This window comes from Oribacterium sp. P9, assembly GCF_046365365.1.
Classification (GTDB): Bacteria; Bacillota; Clostridia; order Lachnospirales; family Lachnospiraceae; genus Oribacterium.
In genome coordinates this window covers 37,298-60,115 of sequence record NZ_JBKEIS010000004.1, presented here as the reverse complement: position 1 = coordinate 60,115, position 22,818 = coordinate 37,298, and the positions used below count along the sequence as shown (strand labels likewise).

Below are 22,818 nucleotides of genomic sequence, written 5' to 3'. Positions count from 1 at the left end.
AGAGGAGATAAAATGGCTAAAGTAAAAATCACTGAGACTGTGTTGCGTGATGCACATCAGTCATTAATTGCAACCCGTATGCCGAGCTCCGAGATGGAGCCGATTCTGGACACCATGGATCAGATCGGTTACAACGCCGTAGAGTGCTGGGGCGGTGCGACCTTCGATTCCTGCCTTCGTTTCCTGAAGGAGGATCCATGGGAGAGACTTCGTATGCTTCGTAAGCACTTCAAGAACACGAAGCTTCAGATGCTCTTCAGAGGTCAGAACATCCTCGGCTACAATCACTATGCAGATGATGTCGTAGAGAACTTCGTAGAGCGTTCCATCGCAAACGGTATCGATATCATCCGTATCTTCGACTGCTTAAACGATATTCGTAACCTCGAGACGGCTGTAAAGGCAACCAAGAAGGAGGGCGGTCACGCGCAGATCGCACTCTGCTATACACTGGGTGATGCGTATACCCTCGAGTACTGGGAGAACCTCGCACGTGATGTTGAGTCTCTCGGCGCAGATTCCCTCTGCATCAAGGATATGGCAGGCCTTCTGCTTCCGCAGGCAGGCTATGACCTCGTGAAGGCACTCAAGAAGGGAACCTCCCTTCCGATCGAGATCCACACCCATTACACCTCCGGTATGGCTTCCATGACCTACCTCAAGTGCGTAGAGGCGGGTGCAGATATCATCGATACCGCTTCCACTCCGTTCGCTCTTGGTACTTCTCAGCCTTCTACCGACGTTATGGTAAAGGCGTTTGAGGGTACAGAGTACGATACTGGTATCGATGTAAACAAGCTCATCGAGGTTTCCAAGTACTTCGAGCCGTATCGTGAGGAGTGCCTGAAGTCTGGGCTTATGTCCACGAAGGTGCTTGGCGTTAATGTCAACACCCTTCGTTATCAGGTTCCGGGCGGTATGCTCAGTAACCTCATCTCTCAGCTTGACAAGGCTGGCCAGATCGATAAGCTGAACGCCGTTCTCGAGGAAGTTCCGAGAGTTCGTAAGGACTTCGGTGAGCCACCTCTCGTAACCCCGTCTTCTCAGATCGTGGGTACACAGGCGGTGATGAACGTCCTGACCGGCGAGCGCTATAAGATGGTTCCGAAGGAGTCTCATAAGCTCGTTGCCGGTGAGTTCGGCCGTACCGTAAAGCCGATGGATCCGGAGATGATGAAGAAGGTTCTGAAGCCAGGTGAGACCCAGATGACCGACCGTCCTGCAGATCATATCGCTCCGCAGATGGCTCAGTTCACCGAGGAGACCAAGAAGCTCGTGAAGAACCCGACACCGGAGGACGTACTTGATTATGCTCTGTTCCCGGCTGTAGCGAAGGATTTCTTTGCTTACCGTGACGCACAGCAGACCGGCTTCGCCGCAACCGCTGGTGACAAGGAGAACAAGGCGTATCCAGTTTAATCTGAACTGATTTATCCTTTCCATATCGAAGCCCTGGGCCGAAAGGTCCGGGGCTTCTTTTGTCTATCATTCTGGCGTAGGGGTCCGGATTTCCTGACAAATTCTTTACAAAAACTGATCGCTTATATTAATAATTCGTTTTGCGATTGAAGCATGCTGCAGAAATCGATATACTGTAGAGGTGATTTTGGGCGTTTTCGTCCGTTTTTCGAACGCCTCGAAGTACGAGACTGGATCGAAAAGCCTGGAAGTGATGCCTACGTGCGGACAGAAGAACATCCGCCTAGCACTTCTTTTTACGTAATCTATAGTAATGGAGCATATATTCATGAAAAAACATAAAACGAAATCCCTTCAGCACAGCGTCGGTACGGCACTGCTTTCGCTCTGCCTTCTGCTGACACCGGCCGGCACTGCGCTGAATGCACTTCCTTCTGCCTATGCGGCACAGTCGGCGGTCATCCGCGGGACGAACGTCAATGTCCGTGCGTCCGCCAGTACCTCGAGCCAGCTGCTGACCTCCCTCGGAAACAACACAACGGTCTCGATTCTGAATCAGACGACGGGCAGTGATGGCAAGGCCTGGTATCAGATTTCAGCCGGCGGAGTGACCGGTTACGTTCGTTCGGATCTCGTGTCTACGCAGAGCGTGGCCTATACCACGGATGCAAATTTCGAGGCGTACCTCGCACAGCAGGGCTTCCCGGAAAGCTACAAGGCTGGACTTCGGACGCTGCATGCACAGCATCCGACCTGGATCTTCAATGCCGTACAGACCGGTCTCGACTGGAATACCGCCGTCGCTTCCGAGCTGCAGGGTACCTCGAGTCTGGTCGAAACCGGATCGAAATCCTCCTGGAAGTCGACCGACGCCGGGAAGTTTGACTGGACGAGCTCGACCTGGCCTGGCTTCGATGGCGCGACCTGGGTCGGCGCATCGCGGGAAATCGTCGCCTATTTTATGGATCCACGTAATTTCCTGGATGACAGCTATGTCTTCCAGTTCGCGGTGCATGATTACAATGCAGAGCTTCAGACGATCGATGGACTCCGATCCATGCTGCAGGGTACCTTCCTCAGTGGGCAGGTCGCGATCGATGCTTCGAGTCCGCTCTATGCGGCGGCGGTCGCAGCACAGGGACTGAGTGCGTCCACGAACGCGGTGGGTGGTCAGACGGTGACGGACGCCGTCAGTGGCACAACGACACAGACGGGCAGCGGAGAGTCCCTGCTCGGCTATGAAGGACCGGGGGCCACGAGCGCGGCCAATGCCTCCAGCGATACACAGGCGCCAGCCGGAACAACAGCCATTACCGCCACGAATGTGCTCGAGGGCACGGATTCGATGTCGACGAGCGTGATGCCAGGCACCAGCGGTCCGGGCATGGGGAACGCCGCGATGGGGACGACGAACGCAACGAACATGATGGGCGGCACCGTGACCGTTTCGTATGCCGACATCCTCATGGAGGCAGCGGAGCAGTCGAAGGTGAGCCCGTACATGCTCGCAGCGATGATCCTCCAGGAGCAGGGCAGTAAGGGTACATCCGGCTCGATCTCCGGAGCGACCGGCTACTATAATTATTTCAATGTCGGTGCCTATGCGGCGAACGGTATGACCGCGGTCGAGCGCGGCCTCTGGTATGCTGCGCAGTCCGGCAGCTATAACCGTCCATGGAATACACCGGAGAAGGCCATCGTGGGTGGTGCGCTCTTCTATGCACAGAACTACCTCTCGGCCGGACAGAATACGCTGTATCTCAAGCGCTTCAACGTCCAGGGCTCCAATATGTTCAAGCATCAGTACATGACGAACACCGCCGGAGCCGCTGAGGAGGGCAAGAACCTCGGGAAGGCCTACACCGACACGATGCGTGCCGGGATCCTCGTTTTCAACATCCCGGTTTATAACGGCATGCCGGAGACTCCGTGTCCGATGCCGACGAAGGATGGCAACCCGAACAACAAGCTGCAGTATCTCGCGGTCGATGGCTTCACCCTGACCCCGAGCTTCAACCTCGATACGACATCCTATACGCTCGTCGTCGATCCGTCCGTGCAGATGGTCAATGTCTCTGCCGTGGCTTATCACAGCGCTGCACAGATCAGCGGTGCCGGACAGATCCTGCTGGATACGCCGACGAAGGTCGTGACGATAACCGTGACCGCACAGAACGGGGATCAGCGCAACTATCAGATCACGATCAGCCAGTCCGCAGGCGGACAGCTTGGAAATACGCTGCAGATGGGCATGACCGGCAGCAGCGATGTCAGCCTCCAGACGGGTACGTCGATGCCGGGGATGACGACGACCGTAACGGGTGCACAGACACCGGCGGTCGGCGTGAGCCCGACCGGAACCGTCGTGACGGATGTGGTTGCGGGAACAAACGGCCCGATGTAAAATAAAAGCATGTGGTAAACAGCTGGGCAGCGGAGGATGCTGCCCGGCTTCGCCATATGTTCCGTCCGCCGCTGTGAAGGCGGCATGATCTACGATGATAATCCACTTAAGATAGAGGTACGCATGAAACGTTTTTCATATTTCATAACAACCGTTCTTTTCACACTGCTTTTGTCGATGCAGGCACTTGCGTCGAGCGCGGCCATCACCTTCTCGGACCCGAGCGTCACGGTCGGGTCGGATGTCAATGTCACGATGAAGGTGTCGAGTGGCGAGACGACGCTGGCCCGTGCCGACGTGACCCTCGCCTATGATGCGAATCTGCTTGAGTTTGTCAGTGGTACAGACGCATCGGGAGGCGCCGGCACCGTACGTATCAATGGCGGCACCAATGGCAGCGGCACCGGAACCCTCGAGTATAATCTGAAGTTCCATACCCTGTCTGCCGGCACCGCTACCCTGACGATTCAGAATTTCAACATCTACGATGCCGATGAGAGCTTCGCAGAGCTCGAGCACCAGGGCTCGTCCACCGTGACGATCAGCTCGGCAGCCGCCGCATCGACGAATACACAGCTGTCGTCGCTCGTGGTTTCACCAGGCACCCTGAGCCCGGCATTTTCAGCCGATACGACCAGCTATTCACTGATCGTCGGTACAGAGGTTGATACCCTGGCAATCAATGCGATCGCCGCAGACAGCACCGCCTCCGTTCAGGTGAGTGGCAATGAGCAGTTAAGCATGGGCGAGAATACCGTGACGATCACAGTGACGGCCGCCGATGGTACGAGCCAGGCGGTTTATACACTGGACGTTACGAAGCAGGAGGGTGGACCGAATGTCGGTGATACGACGACCGCAACGACGAACGAGGGTGTAAAGCTCAGCGCAAAGGATAAGACCATCACCATCATGAATCCGGGCTCCGATGTCGAGATTCCGGAGGGCTTCGCAGAAAGCACGATCGACATCGACGGGCATCAGGTGAAGGGCTGGGTATGGAAGCTCGATACCGATCACCAGTACTGCATCGTGTATGGCATGAACGAGGCGGGCGAGCTGAATTTCTACCGCTATGACCTGACGGAGAAGACCATCCAGCGCTATTTCGAGGATCCGGTCGAGCAGCAGCTGAAGGCGGATGCAGAACAGTACCCTGAGCTGGTATCCCGCTATGACGCACTGGTTCGTCAGTATAATCATATGTTCATCCTGACCTGTATCCTGGCGGTGGCTGTCCTGGGCCTGCTGGTATTTGTGATCGTACTCGTCACCAGACGTCATGATGGTCAGGGAAGCAGCACGGTTCGACGCATGAATGCGTCTGAAAAGAACCGTGTGAAGCCGGTCTCCATCGAGGATGAGGGTATGGATGCCGTCGGAGCCGAGACTACCTCACTGGAGGAGACGATCCCGCTTCATAAGCTCGGAGAGCTTCCGAAGCGAAGCACAGACCTTCCAGACGACCGTGATACGGAGGAAAGCGATCTCGATGCAACATGCGTCCTGAAGCCGGAAGACCGTGCTGCGATCTCGGGCAGCGATGCTTCCGAGCGCACGCATGGCCTCGATATCGAGGACCTCGACGACGTCGATGAGCCGACGATCGCACTCCATGATCTCGGTGGCGTGCAGCACGCACCGACGGAGCCGGAGGAGGATCTCGAGCACACAAGAGCCTTCCAGATGCCGAAGGATCCCGGACTGGATATCGAGGATCTTTAAATCATAAGAGCAGAAGGAGAGCCTGCAGCTGAAGCTGCAGGCTCTCCTTCTTAAATCAAGATTGATTCAAATCCTGAAATGCACTAGAATATCCTTCATGAAAGGTGGTAAAGCATGAATCAGTTTACGATACAGGCACAGCGTGCGCTGCAGCTCGCGATCGAAGCGGCAGAGGAGCTGGGCCATCAGTACATAGGAACCGAACACATCCTTCTCGGTCTTCGTCGTGAGGGCACGGCGGTGGCCGCGAAGGTCCTGCAGTCCAATGGCATCGATGATCAGAAGATCCTCGATATGATCGCGAAGTTCATCTCTTCGGATACGAAGGTGACGATCCGTGAGCGTGCAGGCTATACGCCATCGGCGAAGCGTCTCATGCAGAATGCGATGCAGGAATCGCTGCGCGCCGGGGCCCGTCTCGTCGGGACAGAGCACATCCTGATCGCGATGCTGAAGGATACAAACTGCGTCGCTTCACGTATCATCGCGACACTCGGCGCGAACGCGCAGCGTATGTACCAGCAGATCATGGCGGTCATCGGGGACGATGTCGTGATCGATGATCAGAGCCGCCCGCAGGCAGCACAGCAGCCGGTATCGGATACACCGACGCTGGATCAGTATGCGCGGGATCTCACGGCGATGGCAGCGGAAGGAAGGCTCGACCCGGTGATCGGTCGGGAGCGGGAGATCATGCGTGTCGTCCAGATCCTGTCCAGACGCACGAAAAACAATCCATGTCTGATCGGTGAGCCGGGTGTCGGCAAGACTGCCGTGGTTGAGGGACTGGCGGAGCGTATCGTCGCCGGTGATGTCCCGGATACCATCCTGCAGAAGCGTGTCATGTCTCTCGATATCTCCAGCATGGTCGCGGGCTCGAAGTACCGCGGTGAGTTTGAGGAGCGCATCAAGCGCGTCATCGCCGAAACCGTGAAGAACGGACAGGTTCTGCTCTTTATCGATGAGCTGCATACCATCATCGGTGCTGGCGGTGCTGAGGGTGCACTCGATGCGGCGAATATCCTGAAGCCGGCCCTGGCCCGTGGTGAGCTCCAGATCATCGGTGCGACGACCCTCGATGAGTACCGGAGGCACATCGAAAAGGATGCAGCGCTCGAACGTCGTTTCCAGCCGGTGACGATCGATGAACCGAGTGAAGAGGAGAGCTATGCGATCCTGCAGGGCATCGTATCGAAGTACGAGGAGCACCATCAGGTGCTGATCGACGAAGCAGCGCTGAAGGCAGCCGTCACCCTTTCGGTCCGCTATATCAATGACCGTTATCTGCCGGATAAGGCCATCGACCTCATCGATGAGGCAGCGTCGAAAATCCGGATCCTTCACTCCGGCGAACCGGAGAACATAAAGAAGCTCCGTGCGAAGATCGACGCGATGGATGCGGAGAAGGAAGACTGTATCCGCCGTGAGGATTTCGAAGCGGCTTCCCAGATCAAGAAGAAGCAGCAGCGGGAGAAGGCAAAGCTGGAGCGTGCACTACAGAGCTGGCAGTCGGAGAAGGAGGAGCATAAACTTCACGTCACCGAGGCCGACATCGCGCGTGTGGTCTCCGAGTGGACCCGTATCCCGGTAGAGAAGCTCACGGAGGGTGAGGCAGAACGCCTCATGCGTCTCGAGGAGACGCTGCATAAACGCGTCATCGGACAGACTGAAGCGGTGTCTGCCGTTGCGAAGGCGATCCGTCGCGGACGTGTGGGTCTCAAGGATCCGAAGCGTCCGATCGGCTCCTTCATGTTCCTCGGACCGACCGGTGTCGGTAAGACGGAGCTCAGCAAGGCACTGGCCGAGGCGATGTTCGGCTCCGAGGCGGATCTCATCCGCGTCGACATGTCTGAGTACATGGAGAAGTACAGCGTTTCTAAGATGATCGGATCGCCGCCAGGCTATGTCGGCTACGATGAGGGTGGTCAGCTCAGTGAGAAGGTGCGCCGGAACCCATATTCCGTCATCCTCTTCGACGAGATCGAGAAGGCACATCCGGATGTACTGAACGTGCTTCTCCAGGTGCTCGATGACGGTCACATCACCGATGCCCAGGGCCGGAAGGTTTCCTTTAAGAATACGATCATCATCATGACGTCAAACGCCGGCGCCGAGCAGATCGTGAGCCCGAAGCGGCTCGGCTTCGACACCGGTGGGGATGAGAAGGCGAAGAACTACCAGATCATCCGATCCCGTGTGATGGAAGAGGTGCATCGTCTTTTCCGCCCGGAGTTTCTGAACCGTGTCGATGACATCATCGTCTTCCAGCCGATCACGAAGGAGGACCTCCGTGCGATCCTCGACATCATGATGAGGAATATGGTGAAGAACGCACTCGAGGAGCTCAATATCCGGCTTCACCTCGATGCGGATGCAGCGAACCTCCTCATCGAGCGTGGCTACGATCCGAAGTACGGTGCACGTCCGCTGCGCCGGGTGCTTCAGACTGAGCTTGAGGATAAGCTCGCAGAGGAGATCCTGAGTGGACACATCGCGAAGAATTCCAGTGTTCGGATCGGCGTCGATAAGGATGGCAAGACCCTGAAGTTTCAGGGGCGTCGTCTGCCATCTGCCGGCGCTCGTCATGCGAAGAAGGAATCGACGACTGCTGTGAAGGATCAGGCTATGGAAACGCAACCGATCGATGCGACGCAGATCGCGGCGGAACAGGCAGAAAACAAGTAAATCTGTATCATATGCACAGCTACGCACGAACATCCCGATGTCCGTGCGTGCTGTTTATAAGAGGAAATACTATGGCGAAAAGTACATCGCGCTACTTCTGTAAGGAATGTGGCTATGAATCTGCGAAGTGGCTCGGTCAGTGTCCGAGCTGCCGCGCATGGAATACCTTCGTGGAGGAACCGGTCGTAAAAGCATCTCCGGCTTCCGGCTTCAGCCGAAACACCGGCACGCGTCCGCCTCGGCAGCGACCGGTGCGTGTCGATGAAATCGCCCTCGAAAAGGAGGATCGTATCCCGACCGGTTTCCAGGAGCTCGATCGTGTGCTCGGCGGTGGTATCGTCGTGGGCTCGATGGTACTGCTCGGTGGTGACCCGGGCATCGGAAAATCGACGATCCTGCTCGAGGTATCGCGAAATCTGGCAGCGGACGATGGAAAATCGGTTCTCTATGTCTCCGGTGAGGAGAGCCTCAAGCAGATCAAGCTGCGTGCAGAGCGCATTCGGCCGATCTCCGGAGATCTTCACTTCATGACGGAAACGAATATCGAGAACATCATCGAGACCATCCGGGAGGAAAAACCGGACTTCGTCGTCATCGACTCGATCCAGACGATGTATACCGAGAGCGTCACGGCGGCTCCGGGCTCGGTCAGTCAGGTGCGTGAGTCGGCCGCTCAGCTGCTGCGCACCGCGAAGGAGTGCGGCATCGCCATCTTCCTCGTCGGTCATGTGACGAAGGACGGGACCGTCGCCGGTCCGAAGATCCTCGAGCATATGGTTGACGTCGTCCTCTTTTTCGAGGGCGAGTCCGGAAGCAGCCTCCGCATCCTGCATGGGCAGAAGAACCGTTTCGGTTCGACGAACGAGATCGCGGTGTTCGAGATGGATGGTGCCGGGCTGCATGAGGTGCTGAACCCGTCCGAGCTACTGCTTTCCGGTCGACCGATCGGCGCCAGCGGTTCGGTCGTCACCTGTGGCATGGAGGGCACGCGCCCGCTGCTGATCGAGATTCAGGGCCTGCTCGTACCGAGTGCCTTTAATCTGCCGCGACGTACGGCGAACGGCATCGATTATAATCGCCTGAACCTGCTGATCGCCATCGTCGAAAAGCGGCTGAATCTCGAGATCGGGAAGTACGATGCCTATGTCAATATCACCGGCGGACTGCGTATCGCCGAGCCGTCCATGGACCTCGCCGTCATCATGGCGCTGATTTCTTCTTATATGAATATCGAGATCCCGGAGGATGTGATGATCTTCGGTGAGGTCGGACTGAGTGGCGAGGTACGTGCCGTATCGAACGCCGACCAGCGGATCGAAGAGGCGGCCCGTCTTGGCTTCCATAAGATCGTGCTTCCGGCCTTTCATATGAAGAAGCTGCGTCAGCCGAACCTGTCGGCCTGCGAGCTCGTCCCGGTGCGCAGCATCCGGGAAGCGGTAAAAATTCTCAAGAAATAGTGCTTGACTTACAGGTGCAAAATGAGTATTATAAACGAGTCGTCAAAACGACGACTCATACAGGGGTTTCATCCAATGGTAAGATATCGGTCTCCAAAACCGCTCATGGGGGTTCGAATCCCTCAACCCCTGCGAAGGAGAAGGAATCAGACGTTGGTCTGGTTCCTTTTTTTTATATGGTCTGCTCGTGTTGTAGCTGCAGTACGAGCGGGCGAACACAGCAGGGATTCTGAAACAACGGATGTTTCAGAATCATCATTTCCATCCGGATATCGGATCACCTCTTTACGACGGAGTGTAGCATGACGAACAAAGCAGAGCTTTATACGGAAATTCTTCCTGGCATTTATCGTGTGAGCCTTCAAGATATGACGGTTCAGCAGGGCGTAAATCGAGTTCAGATTTTTATCATCAAGGGATCACCGACTGTCCATGACGGCCGCAGCCTGATGATCGACGCGGGCTTCAAGGACCCGGGCTGCTATCAGAAGCTGAAAAAGGCACTGGCGGAGCTGGAGATTCCGGTGGATCAGCTGGATCTCTACCTCACACATCGTCACCATGATCACTCCGGTCTCGCCGAGACCTTTGCTGCCGATGGTGTCCATCTGTTCATGAATCCGGCGGAGGAGCGTCATCCGTACGACTGTCTGTCCTATCGTGTCAGTGGCGACAGCCAGCGTGCACAGACGAAGGTCATGCGATGGGTCGGTATCACGCCGGATCACACGCCGTATGCCTGGGAGAATTTTCTGCGCTTTTCGAAACGGGTAAAGGACCATGGCGAGTGGGCGCTGTCGATCAGCGGCTTCCCATATACGCCGGTGAAGGAAGGGGATGTCTTCTGTTATGGCGACTACCGTTTCCGTAGTATCCCGCTGAAGGGACATACCTATGGGCAGATCGGACTGATCGAGGAAGAGAAGCACATCCTCTTTACCGCGGATCAGCTGATTCACGGTATCTCTCCGATCGTGGTCACGACCTATCCGGATGAACACCTTCTGGAGGGGATGTTCGCATCGCTTCGAAAGATCAAGGAGGAGCATGCCGACTGGACGATCATCCCATCCCATGGTGAGATCATTCAGGATGTCCCTGCAGATGTCGACAGCATCGTCTACAGCTATCTCAATAAGAGCACGGTGGCACTCGAGTATTTAAGAGCCAGGGCGACTGCTTGCCGGACGGAGACATCGGCCGAAGGAAAGAGTGGAAGCGAGCTCAGTCAGGCGAAGGACGAAATCGATGACGGGCATCAGCCGCAGGAGCGGACGGTACGCCAGGTTGCGAAGGCCATCTACCGGATGGAGGACCATCCGGAGGACGAGGAGGTATTTTTCTCCTATAAGATGCTGATCACGAAAACCTTCAGCCTGCTGGAGTACCTCCATGATGAGGGCTTCGTCCGGCGGATCGACCGGAATGGTGTGCTCTACTGGAGTGCGGTGGAACCGACGGAATAAGAATCTCCGAGAGCGGCAGTTTCAGAACAGTTCAGATACAGAATTGTGTGCACAGCGGTCTCCCGAAAGGGAGGGTGTGCGCACCGACAGGATCCCCGGTTCGTCCGGGTGAAGTAAGGAAGGGTATGGCACAGAACAACATCGTTACGATCGAACATCTCAGCAAGGTCTATACCGAGCGGCAGATCTTGCAGGATACAGATTTTTCCATCAACGAGGGCGAGAAGGTCGCGCTGATCGGCGTGAACGGCACCGGTAAGTCGACACTTCTCCGCATCATCGCGGGGCTCGAGGAGCCGGATGAGGGCAGCATGGCGATGCGCCGCGAGCTCGAGATCCGCTTTCTTCCGCAGACGCCGTCCTTCGACCCGGAGGATACCATCCTGGAGGCGATCCTGCATGATAACGAGGGGCACCAGCATGTATGGGACCTGGAGACAGAAGCGAAGAAGTTCCTGTCAAAGCTCGGTGAGAACGACTTCAGTCGGAAGATCAAGGAACTCTCAGGCGGACAGAAGAAACGTGTGGCGCTCGCGAGTACACTGCTCAGTACCGCTGATCTGCTGATCCTCGACGAGCCGACGAACCATCTCGACGGCGCGATGTCCGAGTGGCTCGAGGAGTACCTGAAGCGCTATAAGGGGACACTGCTGATGGTCACCCATGACCGGTACTTCCTCGATGAGATCTGCGACCGCATCGTCGAGCTCGATCAGGGCAAGCTCTACAGCTATAAGGCAAACTACGCCGGCTACCTCGAGCTGAAGGCCGAGCGTATGGACATCGCCCGTGCGAAGGAGCGGACACGTCAGAATATTCTCCGGAACGAGCTGAAGTGGGTGATGCGCGGTGCGAAGGCACGTACCACGAAGCAGAAGGGACGCCTCCAGCGCTATGAAAAGCTCTCAGCGATGCACGGTCCGACGGAGGAAGAGGAGCTGAAGCTGAGCTCCATCCGGACCCGCCTCGGCAAGTCGACGATCGAGCTCGTCGATGTCTCGAAGGCGTACGACGGGCATGTGCTGCTCGATCACTTCAACTATAATTTCCTGCGAAACGACCGCGTCGGCATCATCGGACCGAACGGCGCGGGCAAGTCGACCCTCGTCAAGATGATCACCGGCTGGGAAACACCAGACAGTGGTGAGATCAACGTCGGACAGACCGTGCGCATCGGTTATTTCAGTCAGGAGAACGAGGCGCTCGATGGAAATCAGCGCGTCATCGATGCGATGACCTCCATCGGCGAGTACGTGCACACCGTGGACGGTCTCATCAGTGCGAGCAACATGCTCGACCGCTTCCTGTTCCCACCTTCCGTGCAGTATATGAAGGTCGAGAAGCTGAGCGGCGGCGAGAAGCGTCGCCTCTATCTGCTCCGCGTCCTCATGTCCGAGCCGAATGTCCTCATCCTCGATGAGCCGACGAACGACCTCGATATCCGTACGATGACGATCCTCGAGGATTATCTCGATCACTTCGACGGGATCGTCATCACGGTATCCCATGATCGCTACTTCCTCGACCGTGTCGTGAACCGCATCTTCGCCTTCGAGGGCGATGGCCGGATCAGCCAGTATGAGGGTGGTTACACCGATTATCAGGTCGAGTATCTGCGTCGCCACCCGGAGGAGGACCCGAGCTTTGCGAAGGCCGGCTCGATCGGAGGTACCGGCGGGAACAGCCTGGCGTCTTCGAAATCGTCAGTCAATGCCGGCGACCGCGGTGTCGTCACCGCTCAGGACGGAACGACCAGCAGCGCCTCCGGTGATACCGCAGCTGCGGCGTCCGGCGACAGCAGCCCGTCAAGCTCCAATCGTGACCGTCACCAGCTACGCATGTCCTACAAGGAGAAGAAGGAGTGGGAAACCATCGAGGCCGACATCGACGCTCTCGAAACCCGCATCGCCGCCATCGACGACGAAATGATGAAGTACGCCCAGGACTTCATCAAGCTCCACGAACTCACACAGGAGAAAGAAAAAAAAGAAAATCTCCTGGATGAAAAGATGGAACGCTGGGCATATCTCTCTGATCTTCAGGAACAGATCGATAAAAACGGATTGTAAAATGTTAAGGAATTTAAATGGCTGGTATCGAAATGCTCTACAGTAAAAAGCACTCGACGCCTGTTTTCTTATGAATTCAAGATGAATAAATAAATTTTATGCATTGCATTACTATTGTAAAAATATATTTATAGACATACAAAAATGTGTCTAATAACTCGTTTTTGATATAACTTAATCGATTACTATTCATATGCGTTATATTTGATTTTACTAATCGCTATGCTTTTACGAATTCATGCGCTGGACTTTAACGGTGTAAAGTTATATACTTTCATCATCGCGCAATGGAGTGCTAGTTTTTGACCGGTGAAGCCATTGCGTTTTCTACTTTTTAAGGAGGAGTAAGTTATGAAAAAGACAAGAGCACTTGTTGCGACCGTAACTGCTGGTGCGATGGTCCTCAGCATGGCGGCTTGTGGATCTTCTGCATACCAGGAGACGACCGCCGCTGCTGCGACTGAGGCTGCCGGCACTGCAGCAGCTGGTGAAACCGCTGCCGCTCAAGAGGCGACCGGAACCGTTTCTTCATCTGACCTGAAGGTTATGCTGGAGACCCCGGTTATGTCCCTCGATCCGCAGCAGGCAACCGATGGAACCTCTTTTGAGGTGATGGCCAACTACACCGACGGTCTGACACAGATGGACGACAGTGGTGCAGCTGTAGCTGCCATCGCAGAGAGCTGGGAGACCTCCGACGATGGTCTCACCTGGACCTTCCACCTTCGTAAGGATGCGAAGTGGTCCAATGGCACACCGGTCACTGCGAAGGATTTCGTATTCGGCTGGCAGAGAGCCGTGGATCCGGATGTTGCTTCCGAGTACGCATACATGCTTTCCGACATCGGCCAGGTAAAGAATGCCGCTGAGATCATCGACGGCACGAAGGACAAGTCTGAGCTCGGTGTAACTGCGGTCGATGACAACACCTTACAGGTGGAGCTGAACGCGCCGGTTTCCTACTTCCTGTCCCTGATGTACTTCCCGACCTACTATCCGGTCAACGAAGAGTTCTTCAACACCTGCCCGGATACCTACGGTACATCTCCGGAGACCACCCTTTCGAACGGTGCCTTCGTGCTCGACTCCTATGAGCCGGCAGCGACGGAGATTCACCTCACAAAGAATGCGGATTATTACGATGCAGACAAGATCAAGCTTGCCGGTATCGATTATCAGGTGATCCAGGATTCTCAGCAGGCACTTCTTTCTTACCAGAGCGGCGACCTCGATCTCACTCTTCTCAACGGTGACCAGGTTGACCAGGTACAGGACGACCCTGCATTCAAGGCGGTCGGTGCCGGATACCTCTGGTATGTAACACCGAACATCAGCGCTGTTCCAGAGCTGGCCAATGACAACATCCGTAAGGCACTTACCTTCGCGATCGATCGTACCGCCATCTGTGAGGACGTGCTGAAGGATGGCTCGAAGCCGACCTATACAGCTGTTCCGATGGATTTTGCAGCAGGTCCGGATGGATCTGATTTCTCCGCAGACCAGACCAAGTTCCAGGATGTATGTGCAGATGATACCGCAAAGGCAGCAGAGTACTGGCAGAAGGGACTCGACGAGCTCGGTATCACCTCCCTCACCCTTGATATGGTTGTCGATGCAGATGATGCACCTCAGAAGGTTGCTACCGTTCTTCAGGAGCAGTGGCAGACCGCTCTTCCTGGCCTCACCATCAACCTGACGGTAGAGCCGAAGAAGCAGAGAGTACAGGATCTTCAGGATGGTAACTACCAGCTCGGTCTTACCAGATGGGGTCCGGACTACGCAGATCCGATGACCTACCTTGGCATGTGGACGACCGGCTGCTCCAACAACTACGGTTTATGGTCCAGCACCGATTACGATGACATCATCGCAAAGTGCACGACCGGCGAGCTTGCAACCGATCCGGAGGGTCGCTGGTCCGCAATGTACGATGCTGAGAAGATCGTTATGGATCAGTCCGTGATCTTCCCGCTGTACACACAGTGCAATGCAGAGATGCTGAGCACCAATGTCACCGGCGTTGCATTCCATCCGGTAGCCCTCAACAGAGTTTACAAGAACGCTGTAAAGACCGAAGGCTGATTATCTGATTGTTTGAAACAGTTCTTTTGATAGCAGGCCGCATGAAAATGCGGCCTGTATCATTTCAGGCTTATGCCATAGACAGGCTCAGAAACGCACTGCTTCGACGTACGGAGACGTACATCCCGGAGTGCTCCTGCAAAACAGGAAAACTTTGGAGGAAAATCGAAGACGGCCGCGCTTTCGAGCGTGTCTACGGCTTAAACCGTAGTACGCAGGGCAGAAGAGTGTACGCACTCTTGTCCAAAGGGAGGTAATTGTGAAAAAGTATGTAACCAAGCGAGTGTTAACCTCGATCTTCACCCTCCTCGTCATCTTACTGGTGCTCTTTATCCTGATGCAGCTGATGCCGGGATCACCGTTCAATGATGAGAAGCTGAATGATGCACAGCGCGCCGCACTGTATGCGAAGTATGGACTCGATCAGCCCGTCGTCGTGCAGTTCTTCCGCTATGTAAAAAACATGCTGACCGGTGATTTCGGTGTCAGCTACAATATCTCGAAGAACACCCCGATTTCCCAGCTCATCGCAACCCGTCTTCCGATCTCCATCCGTATCGGTGGTGCTGCGGTCAGCCTCGGTGCTGTCGTCGGCCTCATCCTCGGCCTCATCGCGGCGCTGCGCCACGATACCTGGGTCGACACCCTCTGCACCGTGATTTCAGTCATCGGTGTATCCGTACCGTCCTATGTATTCGCACTGCTCCTCAGCTACCAGCTCGGTTTCAACATGAAGCTGTTCCCGATGCTGTTCGATGCGAAGCGGGCGATGGCCTCGAGCGTACTGCCGAGTATTTCACTCTCGATGTTCACGATGGCCTCCATCGCACGTTTCACCCGTTCTGAGATGATGGAGGTCCTCGACAGCGACTACATGCTGCTCGCGGAGTCGAAGGGTATCTCCGGATTCGCCCTGATTTTCCGTCATGCACTTCGAAATGCCCTGATCCCGATCATCACGGTCCTGGCACCGCTGATCGTCGACCTCATGACCGGTTCCCTCGTCGTCGAGAAAATCTTCGCCATCCCGGGCGTCGGCTCACTGCTCGTAAACGCGATCCAGTCGAATGACTACAACGTCGTCATCTCCCTCGCGTTTATCTATTCGGCGATGTACATCGGCATCATGCTCGTCGTTGATATCCTCTATGGCATCATCGACCCGCGTATCAGACTCGCAAAGGACGGTAAATAAGTATGTTTGGAAAGAAAAAACAGCTCATGACAGCCCAGACGGCTGGTACGGTCAATGTTTATGTCCCGGTCGACAGTGACTTCGTCCGGAAGGATAATGCCGGCGAGATCGCGATCGACAGCAACTTCTCCTCCCAGTCCTTCTGGAAGGATGTGACGACGCGCTTCATCCATAAGAAAAGTGCCGTCATCGGTCTCGTGTTCGTCATCCTGATCACCCTCATGGCGATCATCGGGCCGAAGATCTCCGGTTACAGCTTCTCTGCGCAGAATCTGCAGATGAAGAACCTCGCACCTCGTATGCAGGTGATCGAGAATCTCGGCATCCTCGACGGCTCCGAGAAGATGAAGACCACTACCGGCACGAAGCTCGTGAACGAGTATGCAGCGAAGAAGCTCTACGATACCTTCTACTGGTTCGGAACCGACCGTTATGGCCGTGATATCTTTACGAGAACCTGGTCCGGTACTCGTGTATCCCTGATTATCGCCTTCGCCGCGACCATCATCGACATGGTGATCGGTATGTCCTATGGACTGATTTCCGGTTACTTCGGCGGCAAAACCGATATCATCATGCAGCGTATCCTCGAGATCATGAACGGTATCCCGCGACTCGTCATCGTGACCCTGCTGCTTCTCGTGCTGAAGCCGGGTATGGTGACCATCATCTTCGCGCTGATGCTCACCGAGTGGGTCGGCATGAGCCGGATCGCCCGTGCCGAGATGCTGAAGCTGAAGGAACAGGAGTTCGTCCTCGCCTCGAGAACCCTCGGTGCCGGCGCATTCCATATCATCTTCAAGGAGATCCTGCCGAACATCATCGGACCGATCATCACCCAGGTCATGTTCTCGATCCCGACCGCCATCTTCACCGAGGCGTTCCTGAGCTTCGTCGGACTGGGTATCCCGGTTCCGCAGTGCTCCCTCGGCTCCCTGATTTCCGATGGCTATAACAGCTTTACGACCCATCCGTATCAGATCATCCCGCCGATCATCGTCATGGCGCTGTTGATGCTTTCGTTTAACCTGATCGCCGACGGTCTCCGTGAGGCGCTCGATCCGAAGATGAAGGAGATGTAAGATGGCAGAACAGAGAGAAAAAATTCTCAAGATCGAGAATCTTGATATCAGCTTTAAGACGACGGCCGGGATGGTGCATGCCATCCGGGGCGTAGACATTGACCTTTACAAGGGGGAGACGGTCGCCATCGTCGGTGAGTCCGGCTCCGGTAAGTCGGTGACGATGAAGGCCGCCATGGGCATCCTCGCGAAGAACGCGACGGTCAATGCAGGCTCCATCCGCTTCACCTACACCCACGCAGATGGACAGACCGAGACGGTCGAAATCCTCGAAAAGGATAAGAAGTGGATCCGTACACATATCAACGGTAAGCGGATCTCCATGGTGTTCCAGGATCCGATGACCTCCCTCGATCCGACGATGAACATCGGGAAGCAGATCATGGAGGGCATGATCTGGCACTATAAAACGAAGAAGGAGGATGCCTGGAAGCGTGCCGTCGAGCTGCTTCGAGAGGTCGGCATCGAGGAGCCGGAGAAGCGGATGAAGAACTATCCGCACCAGCTCTCCGGTGGTATGCGGCAGCGTGTCGTGATCGCGATCGCGCTGGCCTGTGATCCGGACCTGCTGATCTGCGATGAGCCGACGACCGCACTTGATGTGACGATTCAGGCGAAGATCCTGGAGCTGATTAAGAAGATCCAGGAGGAGCGCGGCATTTCCGTTATCTACATTACCCACGACCTCGGTGTCGTGGCGAAGGTTGCGGATTATGTCAATGTCATGTATGCCGGAAAGATCGTCGAGAAGGGTACGATCAACGAGATCTACTACGATCCGCGCCATCCGTACACCTGGGGTCTCCTCAGTGCGATGCCGGACCTCGACACCGCCGACGAGCGTCTCTATACGATCCCGGGTTCACCGCCAAACCTTCTCCACGAGAAGCAGGGCGACGCCTTCGCACCGCGTAACCGGTTTGCGCTCGAGGTCGACGACAAGGCCGATCCGCCGATGTTTAAGATCAGCGATACGCACTATGCAGCCACCTGGCTTCTGGACCCGCGTGCACCGAAGGTAGAGATGCCGGCGGAGCTTCGCGCAAGAATCGAACGTATGAAGAAAGGAGCCGGCATCGATGGCAGTGAATTATAATCAGGAGCCGATCCTGAAAGTGGACGGCTTAAAGCAGTATTTCAAGGTCTCGAATTCCTTCACGGTGAAGGCGGTCGATGACGTCAGCTTCGAGATCTATCCGGGCGAGACCTACGGCCTCGTCGGTGAGTCCGGTTCCGGTAAGTCGACGATCGGCCGTTCCGTGATCCGTCTCTATGATCCGACCGCAGGAAAGATCCTCTTCGAGGGGAAGGATATCAGCGGAAAGATGAGTAAGGATACGCAGAAGCTCCTCCGCAACGATATGCAGATGATCTTCCAGGATCCGATGGCTTCGCTCAATCCGCGTAAGAAGGTCGAGGACATCATCGGAGAGGGCCTCGATATCCATCATAAGTTTGCGAGTGCGGCAGAGCGTGATCAGATGGTGAAGGCGATCCTCCGAAAGGTCGGCCTCGCACCGGAGCATGCGACCCGTTATCCGCACCAGTTCTCCGGTGGACAGCGTCAGCGTGTCGGCATTGCCCGTGCACTCATCATGAACCCGAAGCTGATCATCGCGGATGAGTGTATCTCCGCGCTCGACGTTTCGATCCAGGCGCAGGTCGTGAACCTCATGAAGGACATCCAGGAGGAGACCGGCACGGCGTACCTCTTCATCGCGCATGATCTTTCGATGGTCAAGTATATTTCCGACCGCATCGGCGTCCTCCATCTCGGACATCTGCTCGAGACCGGTACGACCGAGGAGATTTTTAACCATCCGGTGCACCCGTATACCCGCTCACTGCTGAGCGCGATCCCGAGCCCGAACCCGGTGGTCGAGAAGAAGCGTGTCGCGGAAACCTATGACTATAAGACCTCCGGCATCGACTACACGAAGGGCACGAAGCACCTCGTGGAGGGAAGCCACTATGTACGCTGCACGGACGAAGAGTTCAGCGAGTGGATGAAGAAAGCACCACTGGTCTATGATTAAGTGAGCATGTCTCGAGCCGGTGACCCGGATGGGCGGCAACGGAGGCACAGTACTCCGTTGTCGCCCCTCTGGGTCACCTTAGCTGAACTGTTACTTGCTGTCCGAAAAATATTTTAATTAGTGCTTGACGTGGGCGTGATGCTTTGCTATTATAAACGAGCTGAATTGATGCAGCACAACACATGACGAGGTGTGATAATTGGTAGTCGGCCAGCCTGGAAAGTTGGTGCCCGTGTATGCGGGTTGTGAGTTCGAGTCTCATCCTCGTCGCTTGAAAAAACCGGTTCATTTGAACCGGTTTTTTTGTTATACTAGTCACGATTTAAAATTATGTTTAGAAACCCTGGGTTTGTACAGGCTGAAATTTCATTTCATGCAGGGGTATATGAACCGGATGAGACGGACGTGTTGTTTCGATCCTGATGGAACGGATCGGATTTCATCTGGAGAAGAGCGGAGGTGTTCTGTATGTGATGTGTATCGCATGCAGGCTTCTTCCGGGATGCATGAGCGGAGAGCGACTGTACTGAAGTATCTGCGGGACGCAGAGGCTGGAACCCATGAGGGAACATCAGCGAAAGCAGAAGGAGCTACAGTGATTATTTTAGTTGATTTTGAGAATACCCATGCATCGGGACTCGAGGGCTACACTTACCTCAATGAGAGTGATACGCTCGTTATGTACTACAGTGATGAGAACAGTGCCGTGACGAAGGGCGTCGTGGATGATCTTCGGAAGAACGGGGTGCATGTGCGTCTCGTGAAGCTGCTGAAGCAGCACAGCAACGCGCTTGACATGTACATCGCGTCGACGACCGGCATGTTCCTGGATTCGGGCGAGAAGATCTGTATCGTATCGAAGGACCATGGCTATGCCGCCGTACGCGATTTCTGGCACAGCCTGCGCGGCGCAGAGATCCTGCTCGGCGAGACGATCAAGCAGTGCCTGCTGAGCTCGGAGCTGAACGACGAGGCACGGATCCGTCTCTGCAAGGAGCGCGAGCAGAAGGCGATGCTCGTCGATACATTCACGACGATGAACACCATTCCGACCCGTCCGACGCTCAGCCGCAGCAACCAGCGCCGTCGTCGCAACGATACCCGGAATTTCATGGAAGTGAGTGAGCCGGTTGCGATCCTGCCGAATCCGCTCATGACCGAGACCCCGGCCGATCAGCTCGCGAAGGAACTGAGCAGTGCCGTAGCGAAGTCCGAGAACACTGCACGTGAGGCACAGTCGGAATCTGCAACACAGCAGGAGACGGCGATGACCGCGTCCATATCCTCGGACAATACTTCCGACGTGGTTGCGGTCACGGAAGCGGAGGCTTCGACCGCTGTAGGACGCAGTGAGCGTGGCGGCCGTGGACGGAATGGCCGCAACCGTCGCAATGATCAGAATAACCGAAATGACCGGAACGATCGACCGGAGCGCGATGACCGGAATGCGCAGAATCGTTCGGATGCCACTGCAGCAGAGAAGATCGACAGTGAGCAGCGGACAGGTCGTGAGCCGGATGCACGGACACAGAACGCGCGCAGCACACGTGAGCAGGAGAATAATCGCCGGGAGCAGAACGGCACAGCGGAGCAGAACACGACGAGTGAGACAGTACAGGAGCGTTTCGGCGGGTATGATGGCATCATGAAGATGAACGAGGCTTCCCGCATCGCCCTCGATAAGCGTCAGGAGCGCGATGAGCGGAAGGACGAGCAGGACGAACCGTCTGCCGCAAGGAACAGAAATCATCCGAAGCAGAATGCACAGCCGGCAGAGAAGAACCGCAGGGATGCAAGGTCGGTAAACGATGAGAAGCAGCGCACTTCTGAGAACCGAAAGCAGGAAGAGAAGAGCGCTTCCGAGTATCCGATGAAGAACATCGCAAATAGTACTTCCGGAAATACGCCACAGGACATCGCGAACGCTGCGACACGGACACAGGTGACGCAGGAAACGACGGCGCTTGTGAAGGCCGAGAAGAAGACGACGGCGGTAGCAAAGGTCGATCCAAACCGCGTACAGTTCGTCTGGGATCCGGTCACCCGCTCCATGAAGAGAGTCGGCGGCCCGGCAGAGGAAGTAAACGCAGATAAGAAGGAAGACGCACAGAAGGCAGATGCTGCTGAGAAGAGAGATGAGGCTGAAGTAAAGGTAAACGCAGATGCCACGGAGAAGAGCGTTGCAGATGCTATGAAGAATACGGAAGCAGTGGCGGAGAGCACTGCGGACCATACGGCAGAGAAGGACACAGCGGCGGATACAGAAAACAGCCAGGGCGCAGCAGGCACGAAAACCGCAGACGTTTCCGGTGCTGCTCCAGCGAAGGATGAAGTAGCAGAAAAAGAGCGCCTGATCGCTGTGACAGCGCAGGCTGGGGAAGCTGCAGCTGATCTTCGGGCAGACGTCTCAGACGATGCAAAGACTACGATGGAAGAAAAAACAGCTGTAGATGCTTCGAAGCCAGAAAATGTAAAGAAGCCAGCTGCGGAAACTGCATCAGAGCAGCTTGAAACCGCTCCGGAGAAGACACTGGAAACGGTCATTACAGAGCATGCTGTAACAGCGACGGAAGAGAAGGCAGACTCAGAACATGTGCAGGCAGGACAGGATGTAGCAACGGATGACATGAAACCGGATGTCGAGACGAAGAAGTCCGGTGCACATCGTAAGTCGAAGAGGTCCGCTTCTGTAAAGAAGGAGTCCGACGCTTCGGAAAAGCCTGCAGATACAAAAAAGGCTGCGACCTCCAGTAAGCCGAAAGCGAAAAAGAAAGCCGCTGTAAAGCGCGAAAAGGCTTCGGACAAGGATGCCAGTGCTTCAGTAAAGACGTCTTTAGAGGATGCAGCGAACGCTTCGGAAATGACGCAAATGAAGTCGGAGTCTACGGCTCCCGCTTCGAAGAAGTCTGGAAAATCATCGAAGAAGATTGAAGACGACGTGACCGTAGATGCTGCGGAGGCTCAGCCGGCTCTTCAGATGACGGAAGAAGACATCCAGCTCACGAAGAAAAAGTACAGTGAAGGCATCAACACCTTACACACCTACTACGTGCGCCTGATGAAGGCCTTCGGTCGTGAGCAGGGCCGTGCCATCTACGAAAGCACGAAGAAATCCGTTCAGGAGGACATCAAGGCCCGCAAGGCACAGCTCGCCGCGCAGCCGACCACGACGGAAGCAGAAGAAAATTAACGAGTGGC

At 55.5% G+C, this 22,818-nt stretch carries 13 protein-coding genes and 2 tRNA genes; all 15 read left to right on the top strand.

Annotated features, from left to right (window positions below):
• Positions 1–12 precede the first annotated feature (12 nt).
• The 15 genes from ACK8P7_RS04340 to ACK8P7_RS04270 all read left to right on the top strand — a co-directional run bounded on the left by ACK8P7_RS04340 (position 13) and on the right by ACK8P7_RS04270 (position 22,810).
• Positions 13–1,419 (top strand): pyruvate carboxylase subunit B, encoded by a 1,407-nt coding sequence (locus tag ACK8P7_RS04340; protein WP_410043005.1) that lies wholly within the window; start codon positions 13–15, stop codon positions 1,417–1,419.
• Positions 1,420–1,747: 328 nt separating this feature from the next.
• Positions 1,748–3,823, top strand: a complete 2,076-nt coding sequence (locus ACK8P7_RS04335; RefSeq protein WP_410043004.1) for an SH3 domain-containing protein — start codon at positions 1,748–1,750, stop codon at positions 3,821–3,823.
• 123 nt (positions 3,824–3,946) lie between these two features.
• Positions 3,947–5,548, top strand: a complete 1,602-nt coding sequence (locus ACK8P7_RS04330; protein WP_410043003.1) for a cadherin-like beta sandwich domain-containing protein — start codon at positions 3,947–3,949, stop codon at positions 5,546–5,548.
• 114 nt (positions 5,549–5,662) lie between these two features.
• Positions 5,663–8,233, top strand: a complete 2,571-nt coding sequence (locus tag ACK8P7_RS04325) for an ATP-dependent Clp protease ATP-binding subunit (RefSeq protein WP_410043002.1) — start codon at positions 5,663–5,665, stop codon at positions 8,231–8,233.
• Between the two features lie 71 nt (positions 8,234–8,304).
• Positions 8,305–9,690: a DNA repair protein RadA gene (gene radA, locus ACK8P7_RS04320; protein ID WP_410043001.1), complete on the top strand. Its 1,386-nt coding sequence runs from the start codon at positions 8,305–8,307 to the stop codon at positions 9,688–9,690.
• Positions 9,691–9,751: 61 nt separating this feature from the next.
• Positions 9,752–9,822, top strand: a tRNA-Trp gene (locus ACK8P7_RS04315).
• Between the two features lie 170 nt (positions 9,823–9,992).
• Complete coding sequence (locus ACK8P7_RS04310; RefSeq protein ID WP_410043000.1) at positions 9,993–11,156, top strand: MBL fold metallo-hydrolase; 1,164 nt, start codon at positions 9,993–9,995, stop codon at positions 11,154–11,156.
• A gap of 125 nt (positions 11,157–11,281) precedes the next feature.
• A complete protein-coding gene (locus ACK8P7_RS04305) occupies positions 11,282–13,225 on the top strand; it encodes an ABC-F family ATP-binding cassette domain-containing protein (RefSeq protein WP_410042999.1) in 1,944 nt (647 codons plus the stop codon).
• Between the two features lie 351 nt (positions 13,226–13,576).
• A complete protein-coding gene (locus ACK8P7_RS04300) occupies positions 13,577–15,307 on the top strand; it encodes a peptide ABC transporter substrate-binding protein (protein WP_410042998.1) in 1,731 nt (576 codons plus the stop codon).
• Between the two features lie 259 nt (positions 15,308–15,566).
• Positions 15,567–16,502, top strand: a complete 936-nt coding sequence (locus ACK8P7_RS04295; RefSeq protein ID WP_410042997.1) for an ABC transporter permease — start codon at positions 15,567–15,569, stop codon at positions 16,500–16,502.
• A 2-nt stretch (positions 16,503–16,504) separates the two neighbouring features.
• Positions 16,505–17,584: an ABC transporter permease gene (locus ACK8P7_RS04290; RefSeq protein ID WP_410042996.1), complete on the top strand. Its 1,080-nt coding sequence runs from the start codon at positions 16,505–16,507 to the stop codon at positions 17,582–17,584.
• A gap of 1 nt (position 17,585) precedes the next feature.
• A complete protein-coding gene (locus ACK8P7_RS04285; protein ID WP_410042995.1) occupies positions 17,586–18,680 on the top strand; it encodes an ABC transporter ATP-binding protein in 1,095 nt (364 codons plus the stop codon).
• Positions 18,664–19,620 (top strand): ABC transporter ATP-binding protein, encoded by a 957-nt coding sequence (locus ACK8P7_RS04280; RefSeq protein ID WP_410042994.1) that lies wholly within the window; start codon positions 18,664–18,666, stop codon positions 19,618–19,620. The genes ACK8P7_RS04285 and ACK8P7_RS04280 overlap by 17 nt, the downstream gene beginning before the upstream one ends.
• A gap of 184 nt (positions 19,621–19,804) precedes the next feature.
• A tRNA-Ser gene (locus ACK8P7_RS04275) sits at positions 19,805–19,890 on the top strand.
• 325 nt (positions 19,891–20,215) lie between these two features.
• Complete coding sequence (locus ACK8P7_RS04270) at positions 20,216–22,810, top strand: PIN domain-containing protein (protein WP_410042993.1); 2,595 nt, start codon at positions 20,216–20,218, stop codon at positions 22,808–22,810.
• Positions 22,811–22,818 lie beyond the last annotated feature (8 nt).

Excerpts from the sequence above, each read along its gene's own strand:
- ACK8P7_RS04340 (WP_410043005.1), top strand. The coding sequence starts at position 13 with ATGGCTAAAGTAAAAATCACTGAGACTGTGTTGCGTGATGCACATCAG.
- ACK8P7_RS04335 (WP_410043004.1), top strand. The coding sequence starts at position 1,748 with ATGAAAAAACATAAAACGAAATCCCTTCAGCACAGCGTCGGTACGGCA.
- ACK8P7_RS04330 (WP_410043003.1), top strand. The coding sequence starts at position 3,947 with ATGAAACGTTTTTCATATTTCATAACAACCGTTCTTTTCACACTGCTT.
- ACK8P7_RS04325 (WP_410043002.1), top strand. The coding sequence starts at position 5,663 with ATGAATCAGTTTACGATACAGGCACAGCGTGCGCTGCAGCTCGCGATC.
- radA (WP_410043001.1), top strand. The coding sequence starts at position 8,305 with ATGGCGAAAAGTACATCGCGCTACTTCTGTAAGGAATGTGGCTATGAA.
- ACK8P7_RS04310 (WP_410043000.1), top strand. The coding sequence starts at position 9,993 with ATGACGAACAAAGCAGAGCTTTATACGGAAATTCTTCCTGGCATTTAT.
- ACK8P7_RS04305 (WP_410042999.1), top strand. The coding sequence starts at position 11,282 with ATGGCACAGAACAACATCGTTACGATCGAACATCTCAGCAAGGTCTAT.
- ACK8P7_RS04300 (WP_410042998.1), top strand. The coding sequence starts at position 13,577 with ATGAAAAAGACAAGAGCACTTGTTGCGACCGTAACTGCTGGTGCGATG.
- ACK8P7_RS04290 (WP_410042996.1), top strand. The coding sequence starts at position 16,505 with ATGTTTGGAAAGAAAAAACAGCTCATGACAGCCCAGACGGCTGGTACG.
- ACK8P7_RS04285 (WP_410042995.1), top strand. The coding sequence starts at position 17,586 with ATGGCAGAACAGAGAGAAAAAATTCTCAAGATCGAGAATCTTGATATC.
- ACK8P7_RS04280 (WP_410042994.1), top strand. The coding sequence starts at position 18,664 with ATGGCAGTGAATTATAATCAGGAGCCGATCCTGAAAGTGGACGGCTTA.